At 52.4% G+C, this 22,649-nt stretch carries 6 protein-coding genes and 1 tRNA gene; 1 reads left to right on the top strand and 6 read right to left on the bottom strand.

Going from position 1 to position 22,649, the window contains the following annotated elements:
• Positions 1-29 precede the first annotated feature (29 nt).
• From TPRIMZ1_RS19115 to TPRIMZ1_RS0113740, 6 genes are all read right to left on the bottom strand, one after another.
• Entirely contained in the window at positions 30-380 is a 351-nt protein-coding gene (locus TPRIMZ1_RS19115; protein WP_010261112.1) for a VRR-NUC domain-containing protein, read from the bottom strand.
• A complete protein-coding gene (locus TPRIMZ1_RS0113720; protein WP_010261115.1) occupies positions 380-1,987 on the bottom strand; it encodes an AAA family ATPase in 1,608 nt (535 codons plus the stop codon). Before TPRIMZ1_RS0113720 ends, TPRIMZ1_RS19115 begins: the two co-directional genes overlap by 1 nt.
• A gap of 96 nt (positions 1,988-2,083) precedes the next feature.
• Positions 2,084-2,326, bottom strand: coding sequence for a helix-turn-helix transcriptional regulator (locus TPRIMZ1_RS0113725; protein ID WP_010261118.1), 243 nt, complete (start codon positions 2,324-2,326; stop codon positions 2,084-2,086).
• Between the two features lie 101 nt (positions 2,327-2,427).
• On the bottom strand, positions 2,428-3,174 hold the full coding sequence (locus tag TPRIMZ1_RS0113730; protein WP_010261122.1) for a hypothetical protein: 747 nt from the start codon (positions 3,172-3,174) through the stop codon (positions 2,428-2,430).
• Positions 3,174-4,277: a tyrosine-type recombinase/integrase gene (locus TPRIMZ1_RS0113735; RefSeq protein ID WP_010261124.1), complete on the bottom strand. Its 1,104-nt coding sequence runs from the start codon at positions 4,275-4,277 to the stop codon at positions 3,174-3,176. The genes TPRIMZ1_RS0113730 and TPRIMZ1_RS0113735 overlap by 1 nt, the downstream gene beginning before the upstream one ends.
• 160 nt (positions 4,278-4,437) lie before the next feature.
• A tRNA-Cys gene (locus TPRIMZ1_RS0113740) sits at positions 4,438-4,509 on the bottom strand.
• 442 nt (positions 4,510-4,951) lie between these two features.
• On the opposite strand from TPRIMZ1_RS0113740, the gene TPRIMZ1_RS0113745 reads away from it, so the two are divergent.
• Positions 4,952-22,591, top strand: a complete 17,640-nt coding sequence (locus TPRIMZ1_RS0113745; protein WP_198429941.1) for a hypothetical protein — start codon at positions 4,952-4,954, stop codon at positions 22,589-22,591.
• The last annotated feature ends 58 nt before the right edge of the window (positions 22,592-22,649 follow it).

Raw genomic sequence — 22,649 nt, forward strand, 5'->3', positions numbered from 1 at the left:
CTAATAAAATACAGTCCCGTACGGAACCGTTAATCAAAGTTCAATAGTCCGGCTTTTAAGTACCCCCTTTCATGTAAGATTTTTTCAACGTCTTTTGTTCCCTTGGCAACAACGACAACACCTCCCAAACTTTCAACGGCCTTTAAGAATTCTTTTTGATTATCAGACAGCCGCCCCTTGTCTGCTTTACATTCAACCGCCAGTATTTTTCCACCAGGAAGAACTCCAAGAATGTCAGAACTCCCCGGTTTACCGAATCTGTAAAACTGTCCGGGCCGAATCTGGACCGCTCCCACGCCATTGCGCCATACATAAAAACCCATATCCTCTAAAAACTTCAAACAAGCCCTTAAAACCTTACTTTCCGGTGTATTTGACATTAGAATAACCCCAATGCGGAATAGCCATTTTCATGCCGGGTCACCGAACCACTATCCGCAAGTTCAATGCAGTAAGATTCAACTTGTTCAGAGGGTAGATTTACTAGCCCAGATAAATCCGCAATAGTAACTATTTCGGGGTCAAGCTCTGTTAAAGTTTTTAAGATAATGTCTTTAGGGGATTCTGCTGGGGGATTTTCAGCCCGTTCACCGTTCACACTGTTCACAATCCCTTGGGGAACTGAACTGAACGAACGGTTTTGGGGTGTATCCGGAGGCTTGAGTCTGTATTGGCCCATATACAAATTTTCGATTAGCCCTAAATCCGACAGCTTTTTAGCTTGCGCCGAAACACCAGACTTCGCCCTGTTCAATGCTTTGGCGATTTCAGAGACCGTGAAGGTTCTGGCTTCTGCTTGCAGTAAATCGATAATTGCCGATTGGGTTTCATTTAGCCGGGTTTCGGTCTTAAACTCCTTTTCGTCGGAGATTGCCCAGGAACCCACAGCGGAATCAAATTCTAATTCGTAAACAAGATCGTCTCTGACCCGTCGCCCGGTTAAAAGCAATTCAGCTTTTGATTCTCCCCGCTTACGTTTTAATAGCATGGTCTGATCTGCCGTTGCGGATAATCCTTGACTGCCAAGAACCATTTCCGTCCAATCCGAACTGTCACCGCCGCCCTTTTTGGTATGGTGAATAGCGATTACACAGATAGAAAATTCATCTGCTATGGCTTTTAGAGAACTTGCCGTTCTCACCACTTCATTGTAATCATTGCCGTCTTGAATGCTTAGGAACTTCCCGAATGTATCAATGATTATCATTTTTATTCCGGGATTTTTTTTGATATAGGCTCGTAACTCCGTTGACCCGGTCATTTTAGTTTCATACAGAAAATCTTCATTCCCGGTTGCCCCTAAACTCAATAGCCGTTCCTGTAAATCTTGTGGGGTGTCCTCTAGGGTTACATAAAGAACTTTCATTTTCTCGACCTTGATCTTGCCCAAAACAAAACCGCCAGACGAAACCGCAAGACCCATGCAAAGTACAAGCCAGCTTTTACCCAGCTTTTGCGCCCCCACCAGGATTGTTAATCCCTGCCGAATAAGCCCAGGAACAGCCCAGGTAATTGAGGGGAATTCTTTTTGCAACAGATCCTTAATACTCCCGCCACCCGTACTGCCTAAAGGTTTACTGCGTATTGTTTCGGCGATCGCATTTAAGCCGTCCTCAAGTTCCTGACGTGATACGGAGCTATCCTTTTCAATGCGTTCTTTGAATAAGGTAAGGGTTTCCCAGGTTTTGAACTTATTAAAATCGTCTAGCAAGGCATTGAAATAAATTTCTTGGTTGTCCTTTACGAAAGAGTAACCGCCCACCATTTTTTTCAGACGGTCGGATTCCTGGACCCCAAACCCACAATTTTTTATAAGAAGTTCGTTATTGATTATTACAAACCCTTTCTTTTTGAGTCTTGCAATCTCTATAAAAGCCTTTTGGTAAAATCCGGTGAACATCTCGGAGGTCACAAAATCCGGGACCGGGAGTCCTTCCAGAAAAGCGCCTATCAGAGAATCCTGAGTTTCGATATTTCGGGGGATCATTCATTGCCCCCTCGGTTGTTTATTTTTTTGAACGGTGTTAAAATGGAATTAGATTGTTTCCTGCGACCACCGTTCCCCTTCGCCGGGCTGCGGTGGTCATTTTTCATTTATAATCCTCTCCGCCTCTTCCCTTATCTCATAATCCGCAGATTGCCGATGTCGATAGACGTATTCTTGCAAATCGGATAATTTGAAAAATACACGCTTGCCACCTGGACGGTAACAAGGAACTTTTCCAGAGCATACCAATTTGTAAAGATAGCTCTTTTTGAAGTTGAGAAATTCGGACGCTTGATCAATGTTCAGCGGCCTTTCTTGAATTGAAATTGTTTCGGTCATAGTTTTTCCTTTACAAGCGGTTTGTATTGTTTCTTTGCGCTTGTAAGGAAAGGTTAGACTTTGTTTTTCTTATAACTGTTCTTATAAGAAATGCGGAAGAATTAGACTAGTATTTTATCAATAATATCTTTTAACTCTTTTAACTCTTTAGACCATTTTGGTCCTTTTCCCTTTTTTAAATCTTCGAAGTCTTTAAAATGTTGACTTAAAGCTCTCGTATGAAATACATCTTCAATTGATTTCCAAATAAAATTCTTGTATGGAGCATTTTTTTCTTGTAACATTCCAAAATAAGCAGCCAGTGTTAAATTGCCTCCCTTCTTTTCTTCCCATAAAAGCCCATCGTCTATTATTTTTATATAACCTTGTTTGATTAAATGTGGAAAATGCAATTCAAACCTAAAAAGCCTTTCTAATTTAAATAATTCTTGGTATTTATTTTTTATAACCCCCTGTATGGGTAAAGAATCATCATTTGATTTATTGGCTTGTTTTTCACAATCTGCCAAAGTAACTAAACCATCCCTTATCATTTGATTTAAGAAGCTACCTAATTCTTTGGCTTCATAACCAAGACGTTCTAATTGCATATTTTCAATATCTACATCGTTACTCATCCTTCGTAAGATCAACATTGCCGTGTCTGTAGACTGCTCTCCTGATAAACGTTCTTTTTGCCATATTAGCGAATCATTTTCCAGTTTGGTTACTTGTTCCTGTACCAAAATAGTACGTTCCTTTATTTGTTGAAAAAGAATACGACCCATTTTTTCATTATCAACTGCTGCAAAATACATTTCTTGCAATTCTTTAAAAGGTATTAAGTCGCCATAAGAACCTATACTCATTATTTCCCCCCTTCGTTAATTTCAATAGACGGCAGACCGTTCACCGCTTGTTTCCTGACCTTATCGGTGGACTGGGCATATCGTAGAGTTACCCCCACCCCACTTTGCCCTAATAGACGGCTTACCGTTGCAATGTCGGTCCCGGCTTCAAGCAGTAGGGTTGCATTTGTCCTACGGGCCGTATGCCACCCGATTTTTTTGTTAATCCCTGCGGCAGCGGACCACTTCAAAAGAGTTTTATTCGTATCCGTTCCGGTTTCCGCCAGTAAAGGGAATACCCTTGAATCATGCCGGGGAATATCCGGGGTTTTGATTATCTCCATTGCGGCATCGGTCAAGGGGATGGTTACGACCCGCCCCGTCTTTTCCTGGATTTTTTGAATCTGCTGTTTAGTCCGGGAAACCTGCCCCCAGGTCAAGACCCGTAAATCGGAAATTCTTAACCCTGTTAGGCAAGCAAAGATAAACGCTTTTTTGATTTCCAGTCCTAACGGTCCTTTAAGGGGGGTCCCTGCCAGTGTTTGCAATTCGTGAGCTTCCAAGTAGTCCATTATTTTTTCCGGGACCGTGATCCCCTTAACAGATTCAGCGGGGCTACTCGGAATAATCCGATCCCGAACCGCAAGGGTTAAAATTTGCGATAATGCTTTAAATAAATGGCTTTGGGTTCTTTTTGAAATAATTCCCGGATTATCGTTTTCTTTTTTGGCATTGGCACGTTTAGGAATTGGGCAGGTCGCCAGATATTTTTTGAAACTATCGACCCATTGAGGACTGACAGCCCGAACCCGAATCTCGCTGTCAAAGCCCTCAAGATATTTTACAAGGCGGTAGACGTGATCCCCGGTCCCTAATCCCTGGGCTTGTTCCTTCGTAAAAGCAAGAAGGGTTTTCTTGCCCCCGGTGGTGTCAAGAAGTCCGTTTTCTTCTTCCACAAGCTGCCGTTCCTTATCTGCCCGTATCATCTCCGCAGTCTGTCGAGCTGCTTTGTTTTTAACTGAATCCGACCCGATAGTAAGCCCTGTTTTTTCCCAATGCCGCTTCCCGTTCCAATAAAAATCCAGGTATAAACGACCCTTTTTTTCTCTGACATAAATTCCCATTTTTTACCCCCTAGAGGTCTTTTATTAGTTCTACAAATAGTCTACAAGAAAAGGTAAAATATAGTCAAGTAAGGTGTAGAATAGACAAATACCCATTTTAAGTGTTTTCTGTAATTCGTTATAATGTAAAGAAATATCAAACAAAGTAGACTAAAAACTAAGGCGCCGAACAGAATCGAACTGTTGCATAAAGGTTTTGCAGACCTCTCCCTTACCGCTTGGGTACGGCGCCGTATAAATATAAATGTAACAAAAAACCAACCCCTTGTCTAGCCTTTCCCGCCTATGGTCCGTGAGCCCCGTGAGGTCCGTGGTTGATCGTAAAATTCCTCCTATACCTACATACCCCATCGGCATAGTCTTATAACAGGTTTTTATTACAAAAACCCCGCTTTTAAAGCCATTTCACTGAAATTTTGTACCACCGTTTTCGAATGAATCTGTAGAAATTGTATTTTTTTCATGATTTTTGGGTTCTTTTACAAAATTCCACTCCGAAAGACAAAGATTTCTATAAAAACCAGTAAAAAGAATCACTCATTTTCGTTATTCTCAAATTGAATAGAAGTAATTAGAAAGTGAAAGCTTTTTTAGGCGTTAAAACGGTTTTTTCATTCTCAACTTTTCGAAAATGAGTTTCTCATAATCGAATTTTTTGCTTTTCAGCGAGGTATATGATGACATCGTTAATAAAAAAGAGCGTTGTTTTGGCTTTGGCGGTTTTGGCTCTAATTTCTTGCGAGAACCCTATTCAAAATGGGTTGGGCAGCCGTGTAGATATTACCGGGCCGGATATAACCGTTCTTGACCCCGAAGCGGGGGATTACCTTAACGGCCTGGTAAACTTTAATGTCTTTGCCGATGACGATATCAAGGTGGAAAGTGTCTTTGTATACGCCGCCATGGAAGGAAACTTTCACAAGGAAAGTCCCCAATGGATAGGTATTAGCCCACCAGCGAGTGGAAAAATCTGGACTTGGCAGAAAAATACCACCAACGAAGAGGATGGTATCCTCCTGGCGCGGTTCCGGGCGGTGGATAATACCGGAAAAACAAGCGAAACCGAGACTTTGTCCTATACAATCAAGAATTTACCCCCCCGGATCGACCTCAATATCCCCAATTTTAGCCTAAAAGACCGAACCCGCTTGCTTGAAGAGGAACTTGCCATCGCGAACAACGGACTTTCCATCGATTCCGGCGGCGTTTTGATCGGCTATGCCACGGATATTCAGGGCGTTCGGTACCAATCCCCCAAAATTAAGCTCTGGCGCGAGGGTACACCCAAACCGTCCTACTGGTCCGACGTAGATGTGCCGGTTTGGGAGGACATTGACCCCGCATCCTCCCTGGCAAGCTCAAAGGGACGGGAATTCCGGTACTACATCACGGATCATCAGGAACCCGGGGACCCCCGTCTCGCCGCTCCCATGGAGGTGGGAGATTATCGGGTCCAGTTCCAGGTTACCGATACCAGCAAGGGCGAAGGGATCAGTTCGATTTTCCCGCCCTCCTACACCATCGACGGCATTGATTACGATTACCTGAAAATCCATGTGGTCCCCTCCTACGAAACACCCCACCTGGATGTAAGCTTTACCCCCAATAACACCTACCAGGGTGAAGCCTTTATCGTCGAAGCCAAGGCATCCCACTCCATGGGTATCGACGGGATAGATCTGCTGGTCAAAAAATCCGGCGAAACGACCCTCCACACCCTTGCATGGGAGGCAAATACCGAAAACCTGCAAGATCTGGATATTAACGGCACGGCCACCAAATCCCGCACCGTGGAAAGCTTTTTCATAATCCCCGGCGGCTACTATGTAAAAACCGATGGCGACACCTTCCTGTTTGACTCGGGAACCTACGAATTTTCGGTTCAGGCGGTCTCCAAGGCCGGGGCGCGGTTTAGCCATACCCAGACCATCTATATCGACAATACCCGCCCCACGGTACAAATAACCCGGATAGCCCCCGGTGTGTATGTGGACCCCTCCAACATCGACTATTACACCCTTAACCATGAGCAGGATCGCCCCTTCTTCACGGTGGATAACGCGCTCAATATCCAGGAAGCGTATATCGTAAACGGCAAGGTAAAAATCAATGTAGCCCCCTTCGACCAGAACGGCCTGGGAATATATGAAGTGGATGCCGCGGGCAGGGAAATACGGCGCCTCCGCTACCTCCTGGCCAGGGTGAATTACACCCCCGCGGAGCTCGCCGACCCCGGTCTTCAATCGGCTAAACTGGCGAGTATCCTGCCGCTGAGAAACGGCGTCCTGGACAGGGATGATATGTACGACGCCTTACCAAACGAGGAAGGTGTCTGGCGCCCCCATGGCGACAAGGGCGGCGAGTGGATGGCGGGGTTCATGGATAAGCTCCCGAAACCTCCCCTTACGGGCAGCATCGACATAAGTTCCCCCGCAGCGGACATGATAACCCTGGACACCAACCTGGCAGTCCCGGGAAATGAGGGGGAACTGTACCTGTTCATCACCGCCAAGGATAAGGCCAATAACCTGGCCGCCCTGCTCAAGGGCGCCGACACCATAGGCTACCACCTCCGGGTAAACCAGGGTTCGGATGAGCCCTATATCAAATTTACGGATCTCAAGAATGTTACTGCGGTGGGCGATCTGAAAAGGGGAAACAATGTCCTGGATTCGGACAATACCATCCGGGGAAGCCTGGAGGATGATGACGGCATTACCACCATGGGTTCACCAAACAGCGTACAATTTTTCCTCAGCCGTCTCCGCCCAGGGGCCGCTGCTTCGCCAATACCAAGCGACTGGGATGGTCCGCACCTGGTTCCTAATAACGACATGCTGCAAAACCAGACCGGCAAATCCCTCAATTTTGAATTTACCCGCACAGATTTGGGCATGGCCTTTAGCGAACCGAAACTTTTGGACGGCATTTACAAACTTGAAGTAACCCTTTCCGACGATCCGCTTTTGAAGGACGGCCTACCCGCTGCGACCACCCACGTTGTCCGCTGCTTTGCCTACGACGCCGCGACCCCCGCCATTGATATTATAACTCCGCAGAACTACGCCTTCATAGGAACAGACTTTACCATGGAAGTTGAGGTGTTCGATGCAAACGGCCCCCTGCACCTGGAAATCAGGCCGCCCAAGCTTGCGGATCTGCCCCCGGCAAATGCCACAGCTCAATTCTGGGATCTTAACTATATTGATTGGATTTCTACACAGCCCTCCAACATTTGGTTTACCCCCGGAACCGTGTACGGCGACTACGGCGCCCGCCGCCGGGCGGAAATACCCCAGGACATATATAACGATACCCAGCTCGTAGCATTACTGAACACGGTCAAGACGGATATAACAAATATAACGGGACCCACCCCCGTTGCTTCTGTTCCCGTTGTTACCAGTGTCTGGAAATTCAAAATCTCGGATCTTGACCAGGACCATCTTACGGTGGGCGTACGAGGCCTGGACCGCTTCCTCAAGGAAAGTGAAAAAACCCTCACCCTAAAGTTTGACCAGATACCCCCGGTTATTGAAAGTACCTATCCCCTGGATCCCACATCACCAGCGGGGACCAGAACTATTCTTACCGCAGATTGGATTACCGGAAACAGCAGCTTTGCGGGAACCGCCTGGGACCCCACCAAGCGGGAGCAAAATAAAGAAGCGAACAGCCCAACTGCGGGAGTACCCGCGGCGGACGGAGCGGTTCTTGATGTTGTGTACTGGAACTACCGTGTTGGGGATTCAGTAAAACCACCGGCGGATCTGGGCCAATGGGAACACGCAACCATATCCAACCGGGATGCTCCCCGAACACCCTGGAGCGTATATATTGAGGCAATCCCCCCCGACGGAGTAACACCGCCCCCCGAAGGCCGTTATACCCTCTACGTTGCGGCGATTGATCAGACCGGGAAGGCAAGCCTAGTCTCCAACGGCGCAGGAGTTGTCTCTCCGGTCAACCCCCCTTCAGCATACACGAACGACTACGCCCCTGGGGTCAACACAATTGCTATCAACTACGGGATAGACAAAACCCCGCCCACCGTAAGCGACCTTTTGACAGGCGCCCCTGCCGATACGGCAAGCGTTTCGGCCTATACCACCGAGCGGACCGCTGCCTTTGATATGAGCTGCGGTATCCATGATGATAACGGGCTCAAATCCCTGGTCATAACCCAGCGGAAAGGCAATGAACCGCCCATTACTATTCACAGTGCTGCGTACACCGGAAACGATGACTCATTGACGCTTACCGGCCTGCCCAGGAAAACCGCCGCCGACTCCTTTAGCCCCATGGAATGGGATAATCACGTCCCGGACGGTATCTATTACTATACAATTACGGTTACCGATGTGGCAAACCAGGAAACAACCATAACCCGTACCATAGATGTGGACACCACGGCGCCTGCAGTTAAGATTACCTCCCACCATGGCGCTCCCCTTCCGGGTGTGCCGGCGTACATCTTCTCGGATAAACTGTTCCTTGTGGGCGATGTGGCCGATGCCCACCCCGGGTCCGTTTACTTCTGGGACGGTCCCAGCGTATCATACCCCGGATCTCCGGGCGCCCTTACTATTCCTACCACCGCAGCGGCGGCGGCAAGTTCCGGATGGACAAAAGCCACGGGTTCTCCCACTACCTGGAATATTGATTACACCCTTCCTCCCGAAGCGCCGGAAGGGGATAGGCATATCTATATCATTGCCTTTGACACCCTGGGCCATCGGAATAATGGGATCACCTATACCGACGAGGATGCCAATGTATACCCGGTTCTTCCAACCGTGAGCTTTGATTTCCCCTACGCCCTGGACACCGCTCCGCCCCAGTTAACGGAAACCTATGTTGCAAACGAAGATCAAAAATTGGTATCCGCAAACTTCCTCCTCAGGGGATTGGTGGGGGATGCCAATGGGGTGCGTTCCATTACAGTTAGACAGACATTGCGGGGCGCCCTTCCCGGCGATAGCCACAACCTTAGCTATGATGTGTTTAATAGCTGGAACACATCGATTTCTCCCCAATCGTTGTTTCCCAACGGCGTATACCTAAAGGGACCGGGCACGGGGCAGTTCTCCGGATTGAACCTGCCCTGGAACACGGAGAATAAATTAAAAGTGGACGGTACGGTAGACTATCCGTTACCAACCCTGCCCTGGAAAAATACCGGAGCCCCGAACAATCCGGTTCTCGCCCATGACGAAACAAGCGGCGAATATGATTATACCATCACCGCTATCGATAAATTCGGCAGATCAACAACACTACTCCGCCATGTGCAGGTGGATGTGGAACCACCGGTAATAAGCTTCAGCCCTGCGCCCATAAATAAGCCGCAGAATAGCTGGTTTGATCTTACCTCCATCATCCAGGGCGCCGGTACCGATGACCTTACCGGCATAGCCTCGGTTTTCTATTGGTACGGCAGGGGAACCGTTTCCGGCGCAAGCTATACCCCGCCGCCTCCGCCGGCCTATGCTACCCTTGAGGATATTAATAATCCTCCCCTTACTAATCCGCCAAAATTCTGGGAGACCGCTTCGGGCAATGCCACCTGGAGTGTGCCCCTGGATATATCCGAAAGCAGCTTTGCGGAGGGATACTATACCCTGTACGTAATTGCGGTGGACGGCGCCGGTAATATAGGCGGCGCCCTCACCACCCACGCTCCCCTGGAATATAATTTCCGGGTGGATAAGGCAAACCCCACGATAGCTGAAACCAAGGTGGATCAATCAATAGATGTGGTGTACACCTCCGCTCCGGATAACCAGAGCCCCCTTAGGAAGGATTACTTTGATCTTAATTTGGATTTGTATGACAGCTATGGTTTAGACCACGTGGTTATTAAACAGACAAAGGACAATAATCCCGCGGATCCCCTGAGCAAAAGCTTTACCCTGCCCCTGTCCGGTACCTCGGTGTCACCGGTCCTCAGTTCCCTTCCCTGGAAAGCCCTGTATACCCAGGCGGATGCGGATCCCGTAACCCTCACGGCCCCCGATGGCGTGTACGACTATGAATTTACCCTATGGGATGGAACGTATTCCGATACTGACCCAACGAAGCGTAAGTCTGCAACGATTACCCGGAAGATCACCGTGGACAACACAAAGCCTACGGTTGCGCATATCAGCACGCCCGGCGAAATATATCAAACCATGAACGCCAGTATGGAAATTCGGGGAACCGCCGTGGACCCCGCTCCGGGAACAATACGGCGGGTACTCTATTGGACCGGAACTGCCACCGACACAAGCAGCGCAAGCGATGTGCCGGCCTATAACCCCGCCAGCCCATTGCCCTGGAAGGAAGTTGATTATAGTACCTCAGGCTGGAGCAAAGAGATTATTCTGGGATCCAACGAAGGGCAGCGTGTTGTAGCGATCATTGCGGAGGATAAGCATGGAAATGTTAGTGACCTAAAACTTTATAATGCCGCCACAAACACAAATAATGTCAGCGTCCGTTTCTTCTATAAGGATGACAGCGCGCCCAGCTTTGACGTAACCCTCCCGGATACGAAAAGCAGGGTCGACCGGAGTCCCCAATTCCCCATGGATGGGTATGTGCAGGACACCAATGCGGTGGACAAAATCGTGTTAGTCCAAAAGAAAATGAACGGCGCCGTGGCGGACCAAACCCTTGAATTTACCCTCAACCTAAACAGCGCAGCGCCGTACAAAAATCAAACCCAGTACTGGCGTTTTGCCGGCCTGCCCTATTCCGTCACCGGCGGCAGCCAGACCCCTATTTTCGGCAGTATCGGTACTTCAACCAGCGACCGCATAATTTTTACGGGCACACCCTATACGGGGAGCGGCAACTTCGACTATACCATCACCGCCTACGATGTTTCCGGCAGATCCGTATTTGAACAACGGTATGTCACCATAGATACCACGCCGCCCACGGCGGCCATATCGTCTTCCCCCACGAACCCACCGGCAGGTTCATGGTTCAGCCAGACCCAGTTTATCAAGGGAAGCGCCGCCGATACCGGATCGCCCCAGTCCGGGGTGGTAAATGTATACTACGCAATCACCGCACCGGGAGATTCCACACCGGCATTCAACAATTTTGCCGCCCCGGATTGGAAGCCCGCCAGAGCGCTGTCCGGATGGGCAAGCTGGGATATTACCCTGCAGGTTGACAATACCCTCGACAGTTTAGCCGAAGGGCAGTACAAGCTGCATGTCGTTGCGGTGGACGGCGCAGGAAACATAGGCAGCGCCAACGGCCTTAACACCGCAGTTAGCTACCTCTTCAATGTTGATAAGGCGGATCCAATAATCAGCGAAACTACCATCGGATCGGATGTCTTCAGGGATGATACTGTATTTACCCTGGGCGGCCCCTTCTCCGACTCATACGGTATCGACAGCATAAGGATAACCCAAACTTCAGTGATAAACGGGACAACGGTAACCAAGACCCTCAAAGACCATGCGGATGCGCCCACCTTCAACAGCTCCGCATACACCCAAACTACCACAGACTGGTCTTTGCTGGCCCTCCCCCGGAATCCCGGGCTGAGCGATACGATTATTAAAAACCCCGCAGCCTGGACCATAGCGGACGGGATCTACACCTATACTATCACCGCCAGGGATAGGGCGGGTAAGGAAACTACGGCGACCCGTATCATCACCATAGATAATTCTCCCCCGGCAATTACGGTAAGCAGCCCCGATGCGGTCGCTTCCGAAGGCTGGACCGGGGACGCCACCATAACGGTAACCGGAACCGCCACGGACGCAGCCCCCGGCCATGTGGCGGATGTCTACTATTGGTTAACAGACGCAAGTGTTCCGGTGGTTCCCCTGAACACCGTTCTTGACGCAGCCGGGAACTTTATCGGCGCAACTATCTGGAAGAAAGCTCAGCTCATATCGGGTACCAACAACTGGAGCACCGGCCCATATACCCTGCCCCTTGAGGGAGAGCAGCATCTGGCGGCCCATGCGCGGGACAGCGCGAATCACCTGAGCCCAGGGGTAACCAAAACCTTCTGGGTTGATCAGGCCGATCCCAGCCTTACGGTTACCGCAAAAACTACGGATACCGCCGCCCTCATTACGGGCCCCACGGCAAGGGCGTTTAAGCTCTCCGGCGACGCCTGGGATACCAACGGTATCAAGTCAGTACAGATAGTCCAGCGGAAAGCGGGGATAACCAATCCCCTCGAAGTAACCGTATTTACCACCACCAGCTTCGGCGGCGGCGATGGCAAGAGCGCAGGCGCCGCAAAAACCTGGGACATGGGCAGCGCAAACGCCCTACCCCGTCTCCAGAACAGCGCAGGTAGTACTACCCCATCCTTGGATGACGGCGCCTATACCTATTACATCACCCTAACCGATAATTCCGGGCGGATTACTAAGAAAGAGTTGGAAATCAACGTTGATACCACCAAGCCCCACACCGAGGCGGGCGCCGCCAGTGATATCACCGTTACGGTTCCTACCATTCCCACCGCAGGCGATGTAGGAAGCTGGATCCGCGGAGCCGCCGTATCTATCGAAGGAAAAGCTGCGGACAGTATGCCCACCGGATCTACCGGAACCATTACCCCATCGGGGATAGAAAAGGTAATCTACTGGGCCAGTATAAACGGCGCTTCGGAGCTAAGCGTAGGCGCCCTGGACCAACCCGGCAATAGCTGGAAAACTGCCGCCTACAATGCGGCCACCACCGAATGGTCCGCCACCCTCGTTCTGGCCAACTTTGGTCTTAGCGACGGGGTGAATAAACTTTGGGTACGCGCCTACGATAAGGCGGGAAACCTCAGCGAAGCCTATACCCGCACCTTTGGTGTGGATCAGGCAAACCCGGAGCTTATCGAAACCAGTGTTGACACCGCCGCTTCGCCCTTAGCCGAACTAGCCTATATCAAGACCGGGAGCTTTACCCTGAGCGGAAAGATCCTTGAAACCAATCTAGACAAGCTAGTCATAACCCAGCAGGTCCGTTTATCCAACGGAACCTTTGTGGACGCCCCAATAACCATAGCGGAAATTGAAAAAACCGTCATGCCAGGGGCGGGAATCGCAGGAAACCCCTATGTGTGGGCCCTTTCCACCCCAGCCAACCAGCTGCCAAGGGAATACGGAAACAGCAGCAATCCTAACGCGCCCCTTACCGACTTTACCAATGTTGACGCCACCTTTGTCTACGGGATCACCGCCTGGGACTTAATGGGCAACGCAAGCGCCGAAGTAAAGCGGCTGGTAACCATCGACAATTCAGGCCCCCTGGTTACCATTGGCCACCCGGAACAAAACGCCAGCTATCAGGGAACGTCCATACAAATTGACGGTACGGTCACGGACAATACCAGGGTTGATCAGGTCCGGTATATAATCGAAAACGCCGCTACCACCCTGGCAGCGCTGAAAGCACGGCCAGGCTATCCCGTAAGCGGTTGGACCGCCGTGGAGGCCAATAAACTGGTGGCCGGAACATGGTCGGCGTTCATCGACTTTGGGGCCCTCAGTATTACTGAAGGGGACCTGCGGCTTTGGGTAATCGCCACGGACGGCGCGAACTGGGGCGGTAGTAATGTAACCCCCGGCGATCCCGTAAGCGCAGCCTTTACCCTGGACCAGGCCAGACCGGAAATCGGCGCCATTACGTATACCGGTACCAGCACCGTAAGCAGGAACATCTACACCCAGGGCGGCTTCTCCTTTGAATTCGACGCCTGGGACAGCAATAAACTGCCGGACAGTAAACTCATCAACGCAGTAACCGTAACCCGCAGCGGCGTCACACTTCCCCTGAGCGCTGCCCAGGGCTTGACCATAACAGACGGCGGCGCCAGTCCGGATACGGTCCACGTAAAGGTGGACCAGAGCGGCAGCTATGCCCTCAGCGCGGGAACCTATACCTATGTGATAACCGTTACGGACAAGTCCGGCAAGACCAGCGTAAAAGAAACAACCGTCATCGTTGACACCACTCCCCCGGAGCTGAGTCTCAACAGTGTTACCCCCGTGGTGACAAAAACCAGCGGGGCGGTGACAACAGACTATGTAAACGGCCTGTTCTGGTTCAACGTATCATCCTCGGATGACAACGGCATATATCCCTATAACATAGCGGAGGGGGAAAACGGTTCACCCCAGGGCGGCGTTAAGTACTACTTTGTGCCAACGGGCACGGACAGTCACCCGCGGACAAATCCTTTTACGGATACCGCAGGCGGAACGGTTCTGAAACCCAATCCGTATGAGGGGGTCATTAATACTGCCTCCGTAACCAGTTCCACACCCTATACCCTCTGGATATATTCACGGGACCGGGCGGGACGGATCAGTTACATAAGCCGGGATCTTACGATAGACCAGACCACGGACACTCCGGTGGTAAACATTCCCGCCATGGAAGGGTACAATAATACTACCAATATCTTCAGCTTAAACCCGGGAACCACCGGGTACCCCCTGGTAGGCATAGTCAGCGATGACGACAATGTTAACGGTGCAAACCTCAAGGTATACCGCTCTGGGGCAGGCGCTTCGCCGGATCCGAATCTGGAAACAGGCTGGACCCTGCTTACCCCCGCCGACGGTCTTACGGAACTGACCCAGGTTACGGGGTCCGATAAACAATGGCGCTTTACCTATGTGGTTCCAACCTCGCTCCTGGACGGAACCTACAAACTCCGGGTCGTGGCTGAAGATAAGGATAAGCACTACCCCAACACAAACAACCAGCTTCCAAACCCCGGCGTGGGCGGCATGGGAACCATCACTACCCCCGCCACCGTATTGATACGGCCGGTCTACACCTTTAATGTGGACGCCGTAAAACCGGAGATAACGGTAAACACTGCTCCGGCGGCCGGTTATTTGGAGGAAACCTATAAAACATCCAAGCCCATACAGGGAACGGTAAAAGAAGCCACCCTCAAGGCGTTCCGTATCACCATAGACGGCAGCAGAATTGTCAATGCCTCCGATACGGGTGAACTCGTATTGAGTGGTACCGGTGAGACAAAGACCTGGACCCTGAACATGGCCTCCGCCGCGTTCAACGCCCTGAACGACGGGCCCCACAGCCTGCTCTGGACTGCGGAAGACGCCGTGGGTAACACAGAAACACTGGGGAGGACCTTCTACAAGGATTCTTCCGGCCCGGATATCATCGTAACATCCCTCAACGAAGACCAGATGTACATCATCGACAGTAGGGGTATAACCAATAACGTGCCCTTCTGGTTCAATCCCAAGACCGGGCTTCTCACCTCACCGCTCCCCCCGGACCCGAGCGCCGCGCTTAAAACGGTGGCGGATGTTATTACCGATGGCACACCAAAATTAGCGGGTACCTTCTTCGACGAGTATTCCACCGTATTCGAGCCCGGCGCCGCTAACCGAAAGTTCTGGTACCGCTTCGACTATGCCGGTTTCTCCACCGACGACACCCTCACCACGTGGCAGGAAGCCACGGGCGAAACCTTCCTTGCCGGATTTGCCGATTTGACGGGCGCCGAAAAATCCGTCCGCTGGCAGATCCCCCTCAGCAGCGCCGATCCTACTTCTCCAAGTTACGGCCTGTCCCAGGGCTATCACCATGTGGACATCAAAGTGCTGGACCGCTGGGGCAGCAACAACGGCATGAACTATCAGGCCCCCGGCGATCCCGCGCCCCTGGTTTACAATTTTGAGCGTATAGCCTTCCGCCTGGACAGCGATCCCCCGGAAATAAATCTTACGGCAAAGGACAGCTCAAACAAGGCCATAGCCGACGGCGACACCTTCGGGAATCTCGCTAATCCCACCGATGTGGTGTTTAATCTTCTGGCCAAGGTTACGGACGTTACCCTCAGCTCAGTTAAGGCCGACATCCGGGTGGGCAACACCATCCTTAAAAAGCTGGGCGCCACCCCAACAGATGGTACCTATACCACCAGCCTTGGAACCATAGGCACAGAAACCATAGCCGGTAACACCGTGAAGAACCTGAGTATCGGTGTGGCCTTTACCCAGGCGGATATGAACGCCCTTGTTGCCGCAGCGGGACCGGGTTCCAACATCTTTACTATCGTTATCACCGCCGTGGACGGCGCGCCCAGGGAACAGAAACTGGAAATCCGGTTTAAGACGGACAGCACACCCGCACGGATCACCACCAGCAACCTGGTTACTAACCGGAGCGCCGGTATTGCAAATTATCCCTCGGTCATAATCGACGCCCAGCCCGCTATCCAGGGAAATATTTCCGACGATTCCGGCATAGGCACGGCCAGGTACAAGATAGATCAGTACAACTACACCACCGGGGTCTACACAAATACGGTGTCCTGGACCTCCCTGTCCGCCTCGGACTTCACCAACAACTTTATTACCATGGAAGCCTTTACGATAAACCTGGGCGCCGGCCATCTCGGCCTGACCGATGGCAAGTACAGTATCTCCTTCGAGCTAAAGGACAAGGCGTCGCCGAGTCCGAACATAACCGAAAAGATCAACATCGTACCGTCTTCCTATCCGGGGGACGACATCGCCGATATAGAATTCTTTATTGACGGCGCTCCCCCTGCGCTGGAAACGGTGAATTTTAAATCACCCCCCTTCTACAGCGGTACGGAGCTGACCGAAAGCAGTATCGATTACATGGCAGTCTATATTAAGGCTTCGGACGCGAACACCATTACCCAAATCCGGGGAAGGCTAGAAACCGATACTGCGGGGACGTATCCCCTCATCGCGGCCCCCTACACCGATGCATCCATGCCCTCTGTCAACTACCGGCTCCTCATCCGGAAGGATAGCTGCGCTGAGGGTCTGCATAACCTTACGATAGAAGCGAAGGACGGCGCCGGCAGGACCACCGCCATCACCAAGGACTTCACCCTGGACAAATCGAATCCCATACTGGAGCTTATTGAACCCCAGTATCCAAACCCGGACAATCATACCATCCCGGCGGAGATTACCTCCCAGGCCACCATCAAGGGGATAACCGCGGATAACTCATCGGTAAGCAAACTGTACTACCTCTTCGGAAGAACCGAAGTCAGCGCCGGTACCCTTGCCCCTGCAAGTTTCCCCCCCAACACCACGGTCAGCGTGAACGGCAAAATCTGGCGGGAATTCAAAGCCGGTATTGACAAGGACGGTAACACCATTGCTGCGGCCAGTTACATCACCAATCCTGCGATAACCACTAACCTGGACAAAGCCCAGGGCACAGGCAGTTTATACAGCTGGAGCATCAAGCTTCCCAACTCCGTAGACCTTACCACGGATCTCGCAGCCGGTGTGGGACGATACGTTTCTCTCCGGAACGGCAGCACCTACCTTTGCGATCTGCCCATCAGATTTATGATAATCGATTCGGCGGGCAACATAGCGTATTACGATTATACGGTCATCGTGAATCCCAAGGGCGATGAACCCATGGTCACCTTCTCCCAGCCCAATCCCGCTCAAACGGCGGTTCAAAACGAAGTAGGCGGGGTAATCCAGGTAGTCGGCACCGCCAAGGACAACGACTGGATACACCGGGTGGTGTTCCGGGTTCTGAAGGGGGACGATTCCCCCGCCACACCCATATTCATTGACAACGGCTGGACACCGGACACGGAGACAAATACGGCGTATGCCGCCCTGGGGGACAACCGCGGCGGCTGGTTCCAGGCGCCCATACTCGGCGCGCCGGGTTCCAACGTCAGTTGGAGTTTTAACCTCAACAATAACGGCGGGCTCAATCCCGAAAGCGGCAGTAACGGCAGGCTGGTCACCATCCAGGCCCTGGCCTATGACACGTCTCCCTTTAACCATCTTGCGCCGAAGACCATGGGAGAAATCGCTGTCGTCAAGGTAACCTTTGTAAACGGCCTGCCCTTCGTGGTTAGCAACAGTACCATTATTACCCCGGACCCCAAAAACGGGAAACCCTTTGCGTACACCACCAACAATCAGAATATTGGCGGCACATTTACCATAACAACCAGGATCAGGGATGATAACGGCTTGAAGGAACTTACCTACCATGGCGAAAATACCACCGCGTGGTCTACCAATATTTTCTCGATAGTGCCGCCCGGCGGAGCGACAAACTACGCCAAACCGGTAACGGTAGTACCGGCCGCCAACCTTGTCTCCGGGACCTATTACCTCGTCCTGGAAGGTCCAAACCGGACGAACCTCCCCTTCAAGTATGACGGAACATCAGCTTCAATCCCCGCCGGCATGGTGTCCGCATCCCCGGCGCTCAACGAAACCGGCGACACCCCCTACAACGATACTGCGCATACCGCGGGCAAGAAGGGCTATATCGAGTATGAGCTCCGCCTCCGATTTGATTCCACCACCCTTATGAACAAGGACCAGCAGCTTTTCGTTAACCGGGCCGGACACTATGCGCTCTCGATCCTGGCCACGGATCATACGGACTTCAAGATGCCCCTGGAATTAACCCTCAATATCGACAACTTCTTCCCCCTGGGAACCTACACCGGCAACGGCGTGGCCGTAGGGGCCAGTTATCAACTCCAGGGCCTTGCCTGGGATACCGGCGCCGGGGTCACCGTCCAGGGCATAAAGAAGGTAGTGGCATGGTTCAGCCGGGGCGAACAGTTCATCCCCCTGAACGAGAAAGCCATGGGCAGCGGCGCCGCATTCAGGGCCGCCGGCGATCCAATCACCGTAGCAATGGGCCGCACCGATACTAACTCCGGCACGGCGCCCGCGCTTACGACCATCAACGGCGGAGGATCCACGATTAAATTCCCCGACCTGCGGTACACCAGAAAGTATGTGGATAACGATGGTGTTACACCGAATAGCTCCTACTATAATTTAAACTCCCCCTACATTTCCGGTGTAGAGATAGACGCAAACGAGCCGACACAGGACAACGATGAGGACGGATTCCTGGAAGGCATGGCCGATGCGGGAACGAATTACCAATGGTACGGCCGTATCGACACGACCAAGTTCTACGACGGCCTCTTAACGGTACACTACCTGGTATACGACAAAGCGGGGAACGCCAGCTACTACAGTAATACTATTTTCATAAGCAACAACCCGCCCAAGGTTACCAGCGTTGATATCGGTACCGATGTCCTCAACGTCGGGTTCACCACCGACCCCCGGGGCCACCGGACCATCAGCGCCAACTACGGGAACACCAACTTTACGGTGCGGAACAAGCAGGTGAGCTTTAAGATCAACATCTCCGGCGACGACGGGGCCAAACCCTTCCACTACCGCTTCGGCTATGTTACCAACCGTGTTTCAAAACCCGCAAGCGCCCTGGTTACCGGAAAAATCTACTCCATTGAAGCGGTGGGAACCGTAAATTGGACCGCCGTGGGAGCCCCGGAAGGCTACGGTGTGGGCACCACCTTTATGGCAACCGATCATACCAGCTTTGGCGCCGGCTCCGCTCTGGAGCTGACCATAAGCAGCCTCCAGGCCAATAACACCAATGCCCATGAGGTTACCTATAACTACACCAGTTCCGACTTCTCCGCCATAGCGGACACCACCATTCCGAACGATGCATGGTTCGTCCTCAGGGTGTACAACTCCCTGAAGATCCCCATGATACCCGATGACGGTTATATGGCGAACGGCGGGGATGGCCATCTCGGTCCCGATAACACCACCCCGGTATATTCCGTGGGTCCCTACGGGAACCCCGACCGCAGGTTCAACACCTGGGATCAGCCCTACGATGTGGTCCGTATCGGACTCAACGTGGCCAACACCGATACGGTTAAGCCGGAGGTTAAACTCTGGGACTTCAATCCCGGCGGAGAAGCCGCAGGCGCAGCCGGAGCGGCCCAGCCCCCCAGTTCAATAAACCTAACGCCGAATGCAGCCCTCAGCCCCAACCTGCTTAAGGGCGGCCTCTATAACCCCAAGAACCACAACAGAAACATTGAGCGTTCAGGCCATATCGAACCCCGGTTTGCCGCAACTCAGAATAGCTATTTTATTGAAGGCAATTACGGCAGCGCCACCTTTGCTAAGGACACCCTGAGCGGGGAAGTAATACTCCGCGGCTTTGCCTACGACGATCAGCGCCTGGGCACAGTATACCTATCGATCAACGGTGTGGAATTCCCCATCCTCCGGTCCGATGATACCACCGCATACAATGCGGCAAACCCCGGCAGCCGGGGCCTGTTAGTTCCCGTGAGCGGTCAGAACGCCTCGGTGTACAACCAGATCGACGTTGCGGGGCACATGGCCGAATGGGCCTATGTCTGGAACACCGCCGCCCTGCCCGCCGGTCTTGTAGCCGGGGACAACGTGAAGGTCCAGGTACGGGTCGAAGATAAACGGAGCTCCCCGAACAGCAGCGTTACCCGTCTGCATCCCAATACCGGTGAAGCCACCAACGGCTCTACCATACTTGCGGGTAGCAACGACGGCCGCTATCCCCTGGTCCTGCGGAATGCCGATGGCTGGCGTCTGGACCCGGCGGGCGACCGGGGTTACAACCGTATCGCCGTAACCCTGGCGCCCTACCTCAACTCCCTCCAGCGGGACGCCGGCAAGGGCTACAATTCCCTCCGGTCCCGCCAGGGCTGGTACAGCTTCAGCCGGGGTGAAACCATCGTTGCCCAGGGCTGGAACCTGAAGTTCCCCAGCGCGAACACCACCGTTACCTTAGATACCGCCACCGCCACGGTGGATGCAGCGGTGGGCGCTCAAACCACCACGGGTATTACCTTTACCGTACCCGCCACCGCCGTCAGCGGCAATGTCAAGCTCCTGGCCAACGGCGTACCCACGGTGAACGACCGGAACGACAACCGCAACCCCTGGAACCGGGAGGATTACAATCTTAGTGTGAGCGGCAACGATCTCTGGAAGGATGATCGGGCCGCCCATATCTGGCAGTCAGATGGAACCGTTGGCAGCGATTATACCCAGATCAACGGAAGTTCAATGCCCACAGACCCCGCCATGACCATGGCTCCCCTAACCGGAACACTCTGGGCAGCCTGGTCGAATACGTCTAACATGGCGGTCTACATGAATTCCAACACCAGCGCTTCCTATATAAATGTTTTAACAAACACCGGCGGCGGCGGCATGGAAAATGTTGATATTTATTATGCGGCGACCCAGCGCAGTTCCGGTACCAACAAGGATCGTCCTACCATGTTCTTCAGCAGTATCCGTAAGTATAACAACGAGTGGGGCGTCACCCGGTCAGGCGGTATTAAGGGCTATGATCCCGATGGTTCCTCCCCCTGGGAAAACTATTACAGCGCCAACGACAGCAAACAGTACAACGTGGAGCATACCTACCATAACCAGATAAACGATCAGTTTAAACAGCCGCGGGTGGTATACCGGGGTGACAACATGCATGTCACCTACTACGACTCCAAGGATAAGTCCATGAAGTACTGGTTCGGCAGATCCGGGTACCGGCCCTCCTCGGGCAATTACGAAAGTAATGCTGTTCCCGGCACCGTTAATGGTTTAACCGGCGTCAGAACCCGGCACTGGGTCAACCTTGACGGCGGCGATGACGCTGAGGATAAGGATGCTACCAGCGGTACCCCCGCCCCCTTAGACCGGGTCAGGGCCAGAACCGGCGGCGGCGCGGAGGGTACCAATACCTTCACCCGCACCAGCAAGACAAGCCTGTGGAGCGCCATCGATCTGCAAAAAGACGGCCAACCGGTTATCGCCTACTTTGATGATTATAACGCGCGGCTGCGCCTGGCCTATGCCGACACTGCGGTTAATCCCCAGGCCGGCCAATGGAAGGTGCAGTACGCCCTGCCGGACACGGACGACAACTATCACTTCTCCGGAGAATACGTCAGTATGCAGATCGACCAGACCAACAACGACGCGCACCTGGCCTTCTTCAAGTCCAATACCACCCAGTTGGTCTACATCAGATTGAAGTGGGATGGTGGAAAGTATGTCCCCTACGGCAAGAGCGTCATCGTCGATGAAGCGGGGGCCAACGGCAAGTGGGTGGATCTTACCCTGGACCGGACGAACCGGCCCTGGATATCCTACATAGACATTACCCGTGGCGGTAACTTCGACGGCGTTAAGATGGCCTACTACGATCCTTCGAAGCATGAGCTAGGCGAACATTCCTACGATATAAACGGCGTCGAAAAGACCGGCTGGGAAACCATGAACGTCCCGGCCCTCTACAAAGCCTCCGACAACCGTACCGGCATCGAAGTCTGGCCCCACCGGGACACCCCGACAACCAATACGGTAACCAAACCCTGGTCCGCAGCCGTAGGCTACGCAAACCCCGACTACTACTATATTGCCTACTATATAAAGCCGCGTTAATGCAGGATAAACCACGGACCACACGGACAAAGTCATTCATAGTCCCTGTGGTCCGTTT

Origin of the sequence: Treponema primitia ZAS-1 (genome assembly GCF_000297095.1) — a bacterium.
Lineage (GTDB): Bacteria > Spirochaetota > Spirochaetia > Treponematales > Breznakiellaceae > Termitinema > Termitinema primitia_A.